The organism is Natronococcus roseus (assembly GCF_043677095.1).
GTDB classification, from domain to species: domain Archaea; phylum Halobacteriota; class Halobacteria; order Halobacteriales; family Natrialbaceae; genus Natronococcus; species Natronococcus roseus.
On record NZ_JBHLJR010000002.1, the window covers coordinates 497,286 to 511,052 of the forward strand.

Annotated in this window: 12 protein-coding genes; 5 read left to right on the top strand and 7 right to left on the bottom strand. The window is 66.9% G+C overall.

All coding sequences use genetic code 11. The features are described 5' to 3' along the window. Positions 1 to 113: 113 nt before the first annotated feature. Positions 114 to 539 carry an EamA family transporter gene (locus ACFEMD_RS07005; protein WP_005558186.1) on the bottom strand — a complete coding sequence of 142 codons (426 nt, stop codon included), beginning with the start codon at positions 537 to 539 and terminating at the stop codon, positions 114 to 116. 513 nt (positions 540 to 1,052) lie between these two features. Here ACFEMD_RS07005 and ACFEMD_RS07010 point away from each other — a divergent pair. Further along, positions 1,053 to 1,718: a helix-turn-helix domain-containing protein gene (locus ACFEMD_RS07010; protein ID WP_394740303.1), complete on the top strand. Its 666-nt coding sequence runs from the start codon at positions 1,053 to 1,055 to the stop codon at positions 1,716 to 1,718. Between the two features lie 138 nt (positions 1,719 to 1,856). On the opposite strand, the gene ACFEMD_RS07015 is transcribed toward ACFEMD_RS07010, so the two are convergent. Genes ACFEMD_RS07015 through ACFEMD_RS07025 form a run of 3 tightly spaced genes read right to left on the bottom strand, consistent with a single transcriptional unit; the run spans position 1,857 to position 4,788 of the window. Continuing rightward, positions 1,857 to 2,819 carry a hypothetical protein gene (locus tag ACFEMD_RS07015; RefSeq protein ID WP_394740305.1) on the bottom strand — a complete coding sequence of 321 codons (963 nt, stop codon included), beginning with the start codon at positions 2,817 to 2,819 and terminating at the stop codon, positions 1,857 to 1,859. After that, the gene (locus tag ACFEMD_RS07020; protein ID WP_394740306.1) at positions 2,816 to 3,328 is read right to left on the bottom strand and encodes a hypothetical protein; all 513 of its coding nucleotides are present in this window, start codon (positions 3,326 to 3,328) and stop codon (positions 2,816 to 2,818) included. The genes ACFEMD_RS07015 and ACFEMD_RS07020 overlap by 4 nt, the downstream gene beginning before the upstream one ends. Continuing rightward, entirely contained in the window at positions 3,325 to 4,788 is a 1,464-nt protein-coding gene (locus tag ACFEMD_RS07025; protein ID WP_394740308.1) for a DUF58 domain-containing protein, read from the bottom strand. Before ACFEMD_RS07025 ends, ACFEMD_RS07020 begins: the two co-directional genes overlap by 4 nt. Before the next feature lie 92 nt (positions 4,789 to 4,880). Between ACFEMD_RS07025 and ACFEMD_RS07030 the strand changes: the two genes are divergently transcribed. Both ACFEMD_RS07030 and ACFEMD_RS07035 read left to right on the top strand, forming a co-directional pair. After that, on the top strand, positions 4,881 to 6,980 hold the full coding sequence (locus ACFEMD_RS07030; protein ID WP_394740310.1) for a hypothetical protein: 2,100 nt from the start codon (positions 4,881 to 4,883) through the stop codon (positions 6,978 to 6,980). 50 nt (positions 6,981 to 7,030) lie between these two features. Then, positions 7,031 to 8,119, top strand: coding sequence for a DUF1616 domain-containing protein (locus tag ACFEMD_RS07035; RefSeq protein WP_394740311.1), 1,089 nt, complete (start codon positions 7,031 to 7,033; stop codon positions 8,117 to 8,119). Between the two features lie 386 nt (positions 8,120 to 8,505). Here ACFEMD_RS07035 and ACFEMD_RS07040 read toward each other — a convergent pair whose 3' ends face one another. From ACFEMD_RS07040 to ACFEMD_RS07050, 3 genes are all read right to left on the bottom strand, one after another. Beyond that, entirely contained in the window at positions 8,506 to 9,825 is a 1,320-nt protein-coding gene (locus tag ACFEMD_RS07040; RefSeq protein ID WP_394740312.1) for a polysaccharide deacetylase family protein, read from the bottom strand. 146 nt (positions 9,826 to 9,971) lie between these two features. Beyond that, positions 9,972 to 10,838, bottom strand: a complete 867-nt coding sequence (locus ACFEMD_RS07045; protein ID WP_394740314.1) for a UbiA family prenyltransferase — start codon at positions 10,836 to 10,838, stop codon at positions 9,972 to 9,974. A 215-nt stretch (positions 10,839 to 11,053) separates the two neighbouring features. Then, on the bottom strand, positions 11,054 to 11,176 hold the full coding sequence (locus tag ACFEMD_RS07050) for a hypothetical protein (protein WP_005558169.1): 123 nt from the start codon (positions 11,174 to 11,176) through the stop codon (positions 11,054 to 11,056). 161 nt (positions 11,177 to 11,337) lie between these two features. On the opposite strand from ACFEMD_RS07050, the gene sucC reads away from it, so the two are divergent. Both sucC and sucD read left to right on the top strand, forming a co-directional pair. Next, positions 11,338 to 12,489 (top strand): ADP-forming succinate--CoA ligase subunit beta, encoded by a 1,152-nt coding sequence (sucC, locus tag ACFEMD_RS07055; protein WP_394740316.1) that lies wholly within the window; start codon positions 11,338 to 11,340, stop codon positions 12,487 to 12,489. Beyond that, entirely contained in the window at positions 12,486 to 13,358 is an 873-nt protein-coding gene (sucD, locus tag ACFEMD_RS07060) for a succinate--CoA ligase subunit alpha (protein WP_394740318.1), read from the top strand. The genes sucC and sucD overlap by 4 nt, the downstream gene beginning before the upstream one ends. The last annotated feature ends 409 nt before the right edge of the window (positions 13,359 to 13,767 follow it).

Here is a 13,767-nt window from a genome sequence, read left to right on the forward strand (position 1 = left end):
GTATGGGCAATCTACAGGCGGAACAGGCCGAGTGCCTCGGGGTCGTACGGAAATCTTCGATTTCCGTGATGACGAGAATCGGAGATTCTCGAACCACTTGACCCCGAGGCGGTTCACTGGGAAACCAAGACGACCCCGATAATTGCGAACGTTATCCCAGCAAATCTCACTATCGTAATCTCGTCTCCGAGGATGGCCATCCCGATGAGTGCTGCGACGACGAAGTACATCGCACCGAGCGTAGAGACGACCGTCGTCGACCCGCCGGAGAGACCGACGTACATCGAAATCAGGCCGATTCCGGTGAACAATCCGGCCACGCCGGCGAGCAGCCCTCCCTTCGCAGTAATGGCGAGCGATGCGTCCGAAACGAGAACGTATCCGAGCGCGAGGGGTCCCGCAACGAGATAGGAGATCGCGGCGGCCGTCCTCGGGTCGATAGACTCCGACGCAGCGTTGCCCAGAACGACCCAGATCCCCCACGTTACCATCGTAATCGAACCGAAGAATACGGCCGAATCTATCTCGGGAAGCCCCATTATGACGACTCAGCGTAACGGCTGAACAGTGTCGCCCAGAGCCGCTCGAAATGACTGGCGTAGAACGGTGGGGTATCCCCGGCGGGGAGGTAGAAGCTCGGTTCAGTGTCGCCGCCTCGGTCGTCGGCATGGTGTCTCTGTGCCATACGTACTCCATACCATCTATACCCGGATCGGTCTCTCTCTTAATCGAATAATCCATTTATATCGGGACCGAAAGATTTCGTGCACTCCCGACTGCTTTCGAAGGTTGGTCGGTGGCTGTAGTAAGGCCGACCGGCGCACGCAGAACGGGAACGTATCGCTCGACAGCTCCACGAGAGATGTTCGACACGCGTTCGTCCGCGTCTCGAGTAGTGTTCCCAGTCCGTCGGACGACCTGCTTGTACCGTTCCTACCAGCTTCCGTTCCACTGAGTGCAAACGTCGTATGCGACAAACCTGTTCTGAGCGGGACGACTGGCTTCACCAGATATACATGCTCATATATTATAGACGCCTATTCCGTAGAACAGTGACTGACATCAAAGCGGTTGTCCGAATCGAGCACCCCGACATCGTGCTCACGAAGACAGTCACTCACGACCAGAGCGCGAACGTCAAGTCTGTGTTAGAGGCAGGAACCGACCCTACGTCGGGGAAGTTCTTCTACCGCATCCGGTCGTCCGATTTTCACCGGTTCGAGGACGGATTGCGGAGCGATCACACCATCGGCGAGTTCGAACGAGTTATCGAGACCAGAGACGAGAAGGCGATTTACAGCTTCGAGTATACGGACGAAGCGAAGGTCATCTCACCGATCATTTCGACCGCGAACGGCGTCATACTCGATATGAAGAACGACGGAAACGGGTGGATTCTAACGGTATGGGTGCCCGAACGGACGAACCTGGCTCCGCTGTGGGACTACGCGGATCGGAACGACATCGAGATCGAGTTACTGCGCGTAAACGAGTACGCCAGTTTGGGGAGTACGGACGCAGGGTTGACCGATAGCCAACGGGAGGCGCTCCTCGTCGCGCTCGAGAGAGGATATTTCGAAGATCCACGGAGCGCAACTCTCAGCGAAGTCGCCGCCGATCTCGAGATCTCTCAACCCGCAGCCAGCGGTCTCCTTCGACGTGCGACCAAACGACTCATCGTCTCTTCCCTGTTAGACGACGGTGAGAACTCGAATTGAGTAGCGGCTACTCGGTGCAGTGTCAGAGAGATCACCCCGAAGCCACGATCTGTCTTCGCCAGCGTCTCGAATACTCGCGTTCACGGCCCGGAGCGAGAAGCCAGCGGCCTATTACCGACTATAGGGACAGCAGCCGTACTACTCGCCGTCGTCGAACTCGAGGTCCTCGCCGGGTTCCTCGTCGGTCGGCTCGTTCTCGTCCGTCCCGTCTTCCTCAGTTGTGTCGTCGGGCTCGAACCGACACGTGACGAGCCAGTCGGCGCGGTCGCCGCCGGCGTCGACCTCGAGCGTGACCGGGCGGTCGAGCCCGACCGCCAGCCCGACGGCGAGAAACGAGGCGATCGGGTGATCGAACCGATCGACGGCGCCGAAGGCGCTGCCCGTGATGCCGACGGTGATCCGTCCCGCGGCCGCGTCGACGTCCGGATCGGCGCCGTCGGCGAGTTCGAACCCCTCGACGAGGCCGTCGGCGAGCTGTACCGCGAGCGGCGCGGGTCGGCTCGCGAGTTCGCCCGACAGCGTCCGCTGGAACTCCTCGAACAGCGTCGCCCCGGTCGGCGCCACGAGCAGTCCCCGCTGGTCGCGCTCGACGATCACCGGCCCGTCGGCGTCCGTCGGTGGCTCGAACGCGGCGTCGGCGGGAACGTAGAGCCGGGCGGTGTCGGTTCGCTCGTCGGGGACGTACACCCGGTCCTCGCGCAGGCCGAGCTCGGCCGCGAGCGAGTCGCCGTTGGCCGCCCAGGCGGCGTAGACGCGCTCGCCGACCGAGGCGGCGACGAACTGCCCGGGCGTCAGGTAGTAGGTCAGCAGGCCGCCGAACAGCCCCGTCGCACCGAGCGCGAGGAGGATCTCGCGGCTGCCGGGGAAGATCACGCCGCCCGCGACCGCACAGAGCCCGATCGCGACGAGCCCGATGGCCGTCCGCCGGTACTTCGAGCGACGCGCACGCGCGTGCTGGGCCCGGAGCCGTCGGTTCTCCTCGGCGAGCAGCTCCGCTCGAGCCTCGGCTTGCTCGAGTCGGTCGGCCGTCTCGGCAGCCGTCTCTTCGGTGGCAGTCTCCGTCTCGGTTCGATCGCTGGATTCGAAATCGTGTGTACTCATTCGTCGGTAGTGGAGGATGGTTCGTCGTCGACGAGTCCGAGCGCGACCAGCCCGTACCGGTACGCGCCGTAGCTCGCGAGCGCGACCGCTCCGGCGGTGATCCCGGCGGCCTGCCACAGCGACAGCGAGACGACCGCGAGCCAGCTCACGGCGCCCAGTCCGGCGACGGCCAGCAGCGTTCCGGCGGCGGTTCGAAGCGGCGCTCGAGTCCGCAGGACGGGGACGACGAGCAGCGTGACCAGCCCGGCCTCGACGATGACGAAGGAGATCGGATCGATCCCGTCCGGAAACAGCGCCAGCAACAGTACGTGGCCGACGGCGACGGCGTACGGCGTTCCGAACCCGTACCACAGCAGGGCCGTCGCGACCCCGGCGCCGACGCCGGGCGGACCGGCCGCCGCGCCGAAGGTAGCGACGAGCGCGACCGCGCCGAGGGCGGTCGACCACGGCGAGGGTCGCTCCGTGAGGAACGTCGACTCGACGTAGCTTCCCGTCGGGTAGTCGGTCATCGGATCGCACCCCGCGAGCGCGAGCGCGTCGTCTCGAGAACCGCCGACAGCCGCTCCTGCGGGGCGACCTCGAACGCCGTGACCGCATCCATTCGGTCGAGGTCGCGTCGCAGCTCCTCGAACTCGAGGTAGCTGTCGGCGACCCGGTCAGGGTCGCCGACGCCGTCGGTCGCGAACAGCACCGACGGGGTCAGCAACAGCAGGACCTCGCTCCCGCGGGCGCGGGCGAATCGGACCGTCTCGTACAGCGTCTCCGGATCCGAGTCGTCCGTACAGATAACCGTCCACTGGCGGCTGTCCTGGCCGCCGAGTGCCGTTCGGACCGCGCCCAGCAGCGGCTCGGAGTCGAACCGAACGTCGTACCGGGTTCGGGCCGCGTAGTACGGCTCGAGCGTTCGCGCGAACGCGTCCCTCGAGTTCTCGAGGGCCGACAGGGCCGTCCGTGGGCGGGTCGGCGACGGTGCCGGCCCCGGAATCGAGTGGCTGCGTCCGGCCGTCTCCGGGGGGGTTCCGTCGCCGTCCGTTCCGGTCGGCTCGAGATCGAGCAGCCGTCGCCGGATCGACAGGTACGCCGCTGGCCCCGTCGTGGGGGTGATCCGGGTCGTGATCCCCTCGTCGCCGACGGCGATCAGCCCGAGCGGGTCGTCGAGTTCGCGGGCGTTTGCGGCGACCGCGAGCGCGACCTCCCGGAGGTAGGCGAGCTTCGACTCCCCCGGCGGACCCGCCGCGAGCCCACCGCGGTGGTCGACGATCAGCATCGTCGGGCGGTGGGTTTCGGTCTCGTACTCGCGGACGTGAAGCGTGTTAAGCCGCGCGGTCGCCTTCCAGTCGATCTCGTCGGCCGAGTCGCCCGGCACGTACTCGCGCAGCTCGGCCGGCTCGAGACCGGGACCGCGCTGGCCGGCCTCGTGTTCGCCCTGGGCGATCGACACCTCGTCGCCGCCGCGGCCGACGTGGACGGTGTGGGGCCCGCGGGGTTCGACGGTCACCGACGGTCGCGACTCGGCCGGCATCGTCGCCGTGAACAGCCCGTCGCTCGCGGTCACCGACACCGGATCGAACCGGTGGCGACCCGCGACGGGCCAGGAGACCGCGGTCGTTTCGCGGGTCGTCGCCGTCCCGGGCTCGAGCACCGTCGACAGCGGCGCCGCAGCGCTCGCGCCCGTCGGCACGCCGCCCTCGAACGACAGCAGCAGGCGAGCGGGCGCGTCGAGCGTCGCCTCGAGGGTGACCGGGATCTCCGCGTTCGCCCGGACGGTGTTTGCGGCCGGCAGCTGGCGAACCGTCAGCGAGTCGACCGTATCGGCGACGCCGCGAACGAACAGGAGCTGCCGAACGAGGATCCACGCGCCGAGCAGCGCCGTCGCCGCGAGCAACAGCGGACGGGCGAAGACGGCGGCGAGGACGGCGAGCGCTCCCGCGATCGCTCCCACCGCCCAGATCTGGCGCGTCGGTCGCATACTCCAGTGGTTTTTCGGTGACGTGTTGAACCTACTGGTTGTCCGTCGGGGCGAGCAGACAGGCTTTTGTTCGGCGGCGTGAATTACCGATCGTGAACCAGGTCGTCGTCCGTGCGCTCGTCCTCGCGCTGTTGGCGTGTTCGCTGCCACTCGCGGCGACCGCCGCGGGCGCCCCCGCCGACGAGTCCTCCCAGTCGATCGCGGGCGACGCGCTCGCGAGCGCGAACGACGACCCAGCGGCCAACGAGACGCCCCGCCACCAGAACCCCGACGAGTACGACGAGGCCGGCGACGACGAGGAGCTCGAGTCCTGGCTCTCCGACCAGCTCTCCGATCAGCTCCAGGACAGTTCGGTCGCCCTGAGCGAGGGCCAGTACGACCAGGCCCGCGAGCACCTCGGCGACGACTACGACGAGCGCCTCGAGCAGTACGCCGAGGTCTCCGGCGACACCGGCGACGAGGACGATCCGGCCGAAGCCTACCGGAACGCCTCCGAGTCCCAGGAACGGATGGCGGAAACCATCGAGGAGTACCACGAGACCCGCGCGGAGTACGAGGAGGCGCTCCAGGAGGGTGACCAGGAGCGCGCCCACGACCTCGCGCGCGAGCTCGAGGCGCTGTCCGACGAGATCGACGAGGCCGGCGAGGACGCCGTCACGAACTACGAGACGATCGACAACGAGACCGACGAGGACCACTCCGACTCGGCGGCGTCGGTCAACGAGAGCCGAAGCGAGATCGAGAGCGAACAGACGGCGGTCCGCGACGAGCAGTTCGTCGAGACCGAACTCGACCTCGAGGTCGTCGACGAGACGGCGTCGCTCGAGGATCCGATGGTCGTCCGCGGCGCGGTCCAAACCGCGGACGGCGAGCCGGTCGAGGGCGACCTCGAGATTCGAGTCGAGGACGAGCCCGTCGCCGTCGGCGAGCCGAGCGGCGACTGGTGGGCCGGCGACGAGGGAGACTTCGAGTTCGAGTACCGACCGACCGATCTCGCGCTCGACGAGGAGACGGTGACCGTCGAGTACGTTCCCGACGGCGACACGAACTACCTCGGCGCCGAGCAGGAGGTCGAAGTGACGCCCGAACAGACGACGGCGACGATCGACGATCTGACGGCGACCGACGAGGTCGCCTACGGCGACCCGCTATCGGTCAGCGGAACGGTGACCGCCGCGGGAGAGCCCGTCGACGACGTTCCGGTCGCGATCACCGTCGACGGCGAACTCATCGGGACGGTAAACGCTTCGGAGGGGAACTTCGAGGGTGACGTCGAGACGCCGGCGAACGTCTCGGCCGGCGAGGGGACGGTAACGGCCTCGCTTCCCTACGAGGACCGAACGCTCACCGCGACGCCCGCCGAAGCGCCGATTAGCGTCGCCGAGACCGAAACCGAGCTGACGGCGACGGCGACGGCGATCGGCGAGGAGGAGGTCGCGATCGACGGCAGCCTCGCGACCGCCGACGGCGAGCCCCTCGACAACCAGACCCTCGAGGTCCGGGTCGACGGCGTGGCGGCGGAAACGGTCGAGACCGACGAGGACGGCGGGATCGCCGGCACCGTCGACACGGGCTCGGTCGACGGCGAGGAGGTTACGGTCGCCGTCAGCTACGACGGCGCCGGATCGAACATGGCCGCGGCAGAGGCCGAGGAGACCGTAACGATGCCCGACGGCGGCGACTCGCTGCCGGTCCCGCAGTCGGCCGTCGTCGGCATCGGCGCACTGCTGGGGATCGGGATGCTCGGACTGGCGGGCTGGTGGCGACGCCGCTCGAGGCGAGACGACCTCGATCGGGCGCCGTCGATCGCAGTCGGCGGACCCGCACGCGGCCCCGATCCGGCGATGACGCAGGACCGCATCGACGCCTTGCTCGACCGGGCGGCCGAACAGCTCGCGGACGGCCGAACCGACACCGCGGTTCGAACCGCACACGCCGCCGTCAGACACGCCTACGGAAGCGCGGTCGGTCGGCCCGGCGCGGCGACTCACTGGGAGTTCTACCGCGAGCACGCCGACGACGCGGCCGACGGGGTCCCCCTTCGGGAACTCGTCGAGACCTACGAACAGGCCGCCTTCACGCCCGACTCGGTCACCGAGGACCAGGCCGAACGCGCCCTCGAGACCGCCGAGCGGCTCTGTGAGGGGGCCGACCTCGAGGCGACGACCGGGTCGGCGTCGGCTGCCGCGTAGGGCGGTTCGATCGACCGACTTTTATTGGCCGCTCGTCAACGACGTACTGAATGGACGATCGACGGTCGCTTCGGTTGCTGATCCCTCGCCCGATCCGCAGGCTTCCCGCCGACCTCGCGGCGATGCTCGTCGTGACCCTCCTCGTCAACGTCGCCGTCTTCGTTCCCGTCGTTCGGGATACGCCGCTTCGGGTCCCGCTGGGGCTCGCCTTCGCGCTGTTCGTCCCCGGCTACGTCTTCATCGCCGCGCTGTTTCCGGAGGCCGGTGAGTCGCCGACGGCCGACGACGCGGACGACACCACCCGCTTTTCGGGCGAGTCGATCCGCGCGGGGATCGACGGCATCGAGCGCGTCGCGCTCGCGTTCGGGCTGAGCATCGCCATCGTTCCCCTCATCGGCCTCGTGTTGAACTTTACGCCGTGGGGGATCCGACTCACGCCGATCATGCTCTCGCTGTCTGGCTTTACCGTCCTCGCGACTGCCGTCGCGGCCCACCGCCGCTGGGAACTCCCCGCCGAGGAGCGGTTCGCGGTTCCCTACGGCGCGTGGTACGCCGCCGGGCGCTCGGAGCTGCTCGAGCCCGACACCCGCCTCGACGGCGCCCTGAACGTCCTGCTGGTGCTCTCGATCGTGCTCGCGGTCGGCGTGGTCGGCTTCGCGGTCGTCTCCCCGCCGGCCGGCGAGCAGTTCTCGGCGGTCTACCTGCTCACCGAGGACGACGACGGCGAGCTCGTCGCCGACGGCTACCCCACCGAGTTCACCCAGGGCGAGAGCGCCGAGGTTATCGTCGGCGTCGACAACCACGAACACGAGACGACCGACTACACCGTCGTCGCGGTCGAACAGCAGACCGAAACCGTGGTCAACGAGAGCGCCGTCACGGACTCGGCTGCCGAGGACGGGAACCAGACCGCAGTCAACGAAACTGTCGTCACCGAACAACAGGAACTCGAGCGCTTCGAGACGACGCTGGGCCACGACGAGAGCTGGCACCAGACCCACGAGCTCGAGCCGACGATGGTCGGCGAGGATATCCGGATCGTCTGGCTACTGTTCCCCGACGGCGAGGTACCCGACGAGCCGACGACCGACGACACCGAGTACCACGTCCACCTCTGGGTCGACGTCGAGGAGCCCTGATCGGCGCTCACCACCTCGAGTCCGTCCAAGGGGCTCGAACTCCCGTCTACCGATCACCGCCGCTGGAACGACGGGTCGACGAGTATGTATCGACTAAGGTTGTCATACGAACTCGTATTCCTTCTATCGGTTTCGGTCTGACTAGTGGGAAAGCTTATTACTGGACGCAGACTCGTCGAAGATACGGTGGTGATGACAACGAATACCACGCTACTCACGCGACGTGACCGATCCCGTATCGAATACCGCGATCCCCTGGTACGACTCCTGTGGCGGCCGAACGCCGACTTCGGCCACACTCGACGTGCGCGTTTTGTACACCGCTGCCGTTCGCTTTTCGAACTCGACCCCGCGTCGGAACCGTTTCACCGTCGATCGGCGACCGACTATTCGTAGACGTACTCCTCGGCCATCTCCGCGGGCGTGATCACCTCGAGCTCCCCCGCTTCGACGTGTTCCTCGAGCGAACGAAGCGTCTCCTCGAGCGCCTCGAGCTTGCTCTCCCCGTCGAGTTCGTAGAACGGGATCGCCGTGATCCCGCCCCACTCGGCGGTCCACTCGAGCAGGTCCGTCGCGTCGCCCGGGTCGGGGGTCTCGGCCATCGAGCAGAGATGGGGGTTCCCCGCGTACCCCTGCGAGCGTGAGCGGCCCGCGAAGGCGAGGTCGTAGTGCTCTTGAACGAGTTCGTAGCTCTCGTCGGTGTACCGTGAACCGGGGTAGGCAAAAACGCGGACGTCGTCCCCGTAGCCCGCCTCGGAGAGCCAGTCGCTCGGGTCGACGACGGCCTCCTCGAGGGCGTCCGAATCGACGCCGTCGAGGGGCTGGCCGTTCGCCGACTGTGCGCCGATCGTCCAGCCGGCCGCGGCGAGGTCGTCGACCTGCTCTCCGGTGAGTCGGTCACCCTCGGCGGCCTCATCCTCGCGGAGTCGAGCGGTCGGGACGAACGCCGTCGCCGGGAGGTCGGCGTCCTCGAGGCGAGGTAAAGCCTCGGTGGCGTGGGTCTCGTACCCGCCGTGGAGCTGGAGCAACACCGTTCCCTGAGTCGGTCGGGGAACGAAGTGGAAGTCGTCGACCCACTGGCGGCCCTCGGCGTCGCCGCCGAACCAGCGGATCACCTGCAGGACGACGACCTTGCTCAGGTCGGGCTCGCCCCGGATTCGGGTAATCCCGAAATTGTGACGCGTCAGCGACGTTCCGCCCGCGAACCCCTGGCTGTACTCGACGTAGTGGGCGTCTGCGTCCTGGAGCTGGATACGCACGACGCCCGAATCCGTGTCGGTGGCCAGATCGAGCCCGGGCGCGACCTCCCGAACGTCGATGGGCTCCTCGAGTTCGCGGCGAACCCGAACCTGCCCTCGCGAGTCGACCGACGACGTCAGCAGCGCCGACTGGGAGCCGAGCGAGGCGCGACTCGAGTCGGCCTCGAGCGTCCCGATGTCCTGCCACTCCCACCACTCCTCGAGCTCCTCGAAGTCGTCGAAGGTGCCGACCAGTTCGGGGTACTCCTCCTCGTCGTCGTTCTCGGGACCCCCCTCGTCGTCACCGTCCTCGGAACTCTCGTCGTCGTCCGACGTCTCGTCGGTCGGCTCCGTCCCGCCGTCGTTGGCCCGTTCGTCGCTCGTGTCCGGTTCCCCGGGGCCGCCGAGTTCGGTACAGCCGGCGAGGACGGTCGCCGCTCCGATCGCGAGGTAGGTCCGTCGGTCCATCGTTCGTCGAACCCACACCCGGGACCGGGGGTTTGTTATGCTTCCAGTATCTCCGCCGGGTCGATTCGTACGCCCTCCATACCCCGAGCGACCGGCCTCACCGCCCGAACATGGTCGTCGATCGCGGGGACGAACGTCGCCGTTCGCTACCAGACGAGCCACTCGAGTGCGAGCACGAGCGCGGCCAGGAAGACGTGTTCGCCGTCGACGATCCCGCCGTAGAACAGCGGGCCGCGACCCCGGCTCGCGAAGGGGATGTAACAGCCGACGTAGCCGTGGAACGCCAGTAGAACGAGAAACCGGGCGTCGAGGACGCCCGCGGCGACGACCGCGACGACGACCGCGACGGCGACGTTGGCGAGCTGGGCGACGATGCGTGTCCGGCGGGGCCCGAACGCCGTCGGGATCGTCGCGATCCCCTCCTCGCGGTCCCCCTCGATGTCCTTGACGTCGAAGATCGCCGCGGCGATCGTGATCATGGCGCCGATGTAGGCGGCGAGAAAGAGCACCTCGCGGGTCAGCAGCTGTTCGTAGTAGACGCCGACGCCCAGGGGGATCACCGCCCAGGCGAAGCCGACGAAGAGGTTCTTGACGAGGAAGACTCGCTTGATTCCGAGGGTGTACAGCCCGGCGACGACCGCGGGCAACAGCAGGTAGCCGACGCCGGGGAGCTCGAGGACGACCGCGACGGCGATGGCGCCGAGGTAGAGCCCGACCCCCAGCGCCAGCCAGGCGAGGCCGGCGCGCTCGACGAACGCCGCGCGCCGGGGGACGTTCTCCCGGTCCTCCTCGAGGTCGGTAAAGCGGTTTATCGTGTAGACGAACATCGCCGCCGCGAAGACGATGAAGGCGGGTAGCGCCTCGAGGGGCAGGTCGGCGAGGACGGCGGTCGTGACGACGACGCTCGCGGCCGCGAGCGAGATGAAGAGGTTGCTGTGGACGAGAAAGCGGAGCGCGGTAAGCAGCCACGCCGGTAGGTGGTGTCCCTCGCGTGCGGTCGTCGAGGTCGACACTACGATACCGCCTCCGGTCGCCGGCAATCGCGTCGGCTCCGGAGCTGTTCGTCCCGCGCGTCTCGCTTCTCGGGAGTACGGGGATACACCGCTGACTTCGGGGTAGGAGCCGTACGGAGTCAAACGCTTCGGTACACTCACTCGAGCTACCGTCGGCTACCGGGTATCGAGGGCAACAGAAACAACGCCGCGCTCACGACGAAGGGCTCGATCGACTACTGGTACTGGGACTCGCGTCGCGCCTGGTACATCAGCTCCCAGACCGCGTCCTCGATCGACTCGGGGTTCTCTTCCTCGAGCTTCTTGTACAGGGACTCGGAGACGTTTACTTCGGGCATCACCTGTGTATACCGCAGCCGAGGTAATAAAAGTACCCTAATACGGAACTGAGTTAATTTCGGCCGAGCGTCGAGGAGGCGCCGCGATACGGCAATCACTGCCGCAAATCGAACCGAAACTGGCAGGATTTAAGCAAGGCCGGGACGGCCGTTCGAATGGTATGAAACTACATGAGTACCAGGCGAAGCAAGTCTTCGCCGACGCCGGAATTCCGACGCCGGAGTCACAGCTCGCTTCGGACGTCGACGGCGTACTGACCGCAGCCGAGGAGATCGGGTATCCGGTCGCGGTCAAGGCACAGGTACAGGTCGGCGGTCGGGGGAAAGCCGGCGGGATCGAGCTCGTCGAGAACGAGGAGGAGGCCCGCGAGGCCGCCGAGTCGATCATCGGAATGGATCTCAAGGGCTACCACGTCGACCAGGTCCTCGTCGAGGGCGCGGTCGACTTCGTCGACGAGCTCTACATCGGCATCACGATGGACCGCGGCGAGGGCAAACCCGTCGCGATGGTCTCGACGAAGGGGGGCGTCAACATCGAGGAGGTCGCCGAGGAGGACCCCGAGGCGATCGCCCGCGAGCACATCGATCCCTCCTTCGGCATGCACCCCTACCAGGCCCGCAAGGCCGTCTACGACGCCGGCGTCGACAAGGCCGTCGCCCGCGACGTCTCGAGCGTTCTCACCACGCTCTACCAGCTCTGGGACGACCGCGACGGCTCCGACGCTGAGATCAACCCGCTGATGGTCACCGACGACGACGAGGTCATCGCGGCCGACGCCGTGATGAACATCGACGAGGACGCGCTGTTCCGCCAGCCCGAACTCGCCGAAATGGAAGCCGAGGCCGCAAGCGGCGGCGACGAGCTCGAGCAGAAGGCCGACGAGTACGACTTCGACTACGTTCGGCTGGAGGGTAACACGGGGATTATCGGCAACGGCGCCGGCCTCGTGATGACCACGCTGGACCTCGTCGACCACTACGGCGGCGAGCCCGCGAACTTCCTGGACGTCGGCGGCGGCGCGAAGGCCGACCGCATCGCGAACGCGCTCGATATGGTGTTCTCGGACGACAACGTCGATTCGGTCGTCTTCAACATCTTCGGCGGGATCACCCGCGGCGACGAGGTCGCCAAGGGGATCAACGAAGCCTTGGAGCAGTTCGACGAGATCCCCAAACCGGTCGTCGTCCGCCTCGCGGGGACGAACTGGGAGGAGGGGATGGAAATTCTGAACGAGGACCTCGTGACGGTCGAACAGACCCTCGAGGACGCGGTTCAGCGTGCCGTCGAGTACGCTGAGGAGGGACAAGCATGAGTGTACTAGTCGACGACGACACGCGCGTCGTGGTACAGGGCATCACCGGCGGGGAGGGCAAGTTCCACGCCGAGCAGATGATGGAGTACGGCACGAACGTCGTCGCGGGCGCCGTGCCCGGGAAGGGCGGCCAGGAGGCCGCCGGCGTTCCGGTGTACGACACGGTCCACGAGGCCGTCGAAGAGGAAAACGCCGACACCTCGGTGATCTTCGTTCCGCCGGCCTTTTCCGGCGACGCGGTCTTCGAATCCCTCGACAGCGACCTCGACCTCGCGGTCGCGATTACGGAGGGCATTCCGACCCAGGACATGGCCCGGGTCAACAAGCGTCTGACCGAAACCGACACGCGACTTATCGGTCCGAACTGTCCCGGCCTCATCACGCCGGGTGAGGCCAAGCTGGGCATCCTTCCGGGGAATATCTTCTCGGAGGGGAACGTCGGCCTGGTCTCCCGTTCGGGAACGCTGACCTACCAGGTCGTCGACAACCTCACCAACCGCGGGCTCGGCCAGAGCACCGCGATCGGCATCGGCGGCGACCCCATCATCGGGACCGACTTCGTCGACGCCCTCGAGCTGTTCGAGGACGACCCCGAGACCGACGCCATCGTCATGTGCGGCGAGATCGGCGGCGAGGACGAGGAGGAGGCTGCCGCCTTCATCGATGACTACGTCGATACCCCGGTTGCGGGCTTCATCGCCGGCCGCACGGCCCCGCCGGGCAAGCGGATGGGCCACGCGGGCGCCATCGTCTCCGGCTCCGGCACCGGTACCGCCGAGAGCAAGATCTCGGCCCTGAACGACGCGGGCGTCCCCGTCGGCGACACTCCCGAGGAGGTCGCCGACCACATCGAAGAGTTCCTCGCGTAGCCCGGGACGCCGTCGTTCCGTAGCGAGCGAACGCGATCGACGAACGGTTCGATCGTACGGCTTTCTCTCTCACGGTTCGTCTCGAGGCGAGCGCTCGAGTCCGACCCGTCCGTGAGTCCGTCGACCGTTCGCGGGGAGGGGACTCGAACCGGCCGCAGGATCGGAGAGTCGTCGTCACCCGCTCGAGATCGTCGACCCGGATCGGCAGTACCTGCGGAACGTCAGCTTTCGGGCGGCACCAGGAACCGTTCGATTATGAATCATCGCTCGAGCTGGACACATAGCTAGCAACAAAGCTTATTACAGTACACGAACTCGTCGATACTACGGTGGTGATGACAACGAATCCCACGCTACCCCCACACACTGGATACGGCGATACCGCCCCTCTGTGAGTTCGTGAGGCTCC

Bases quoted from the DNA above. Each gene is read 5' to 3' on its own strand.
- ACFEMD_RS07005 (WP_005558186.1), bottom strand. From the start codon at position 539: ATGGGGCTTCCCGAGATAGATTCGGCCGTATTCTTCGGTTCGATTACG.
- ACFEMD_RS07015 (WP_394740305.1), bottom strand. From the start codon at position 2,819: ATGAGTACACACGATTTCGAATCCAGCGATCGAACCGAGACGGAGACT.
- ACFEMD_RS07020 (WP_394740306.1), bottom strand. From the start codon at position 3,328: ATGACCGACTACCCGACGGGAAGCTACGTCGAGTCGACGTTCCTCACG.
- ACFEMD_RS07025 (WP_394740308.1), bottom strand. From the start codon at position 4,788: ATGCGACCGACGCGCCAGATCTGGGCGGTGGGAGCGATCGCGGGAGCG.
- ACFEMD_RS07035 (WP_394740311.1), top strand. From the start codon at position 7,031: ATGGACGATCGACGGTCGCTTCGGTTGCTGATCCCTCGCCCGATCCGC.
- ACFEMD_RS07040 (WP_394740312.1), bottom strand. From the start codon at position 9,825: ATGGACCGACGGACCTACCTCGCGATCGGAGCGGCGACCGTCCTCGCC.
- ACFEMD_RS07050 (WP_005558169.1), bottom strand. From the start codon at position 11,176: ATGCCCGAAGTAAACGTCTCCGAGTCCCTGTACAAGAAGCTCGAGGAA.
- sucC (WP_394740316.1), top strand. From the start codon at position 11,338: ATGAAACTACATGAGTACCAGGCGAAGCAAGTCTTCGCCGACGCCGGA.
- sucD (WP_394740318.1), top strand. From the start codon at position 12,486: ATGAGTGTACTAGTCGACGACGACACGCGCGTCGTGGTACAGGGCATC.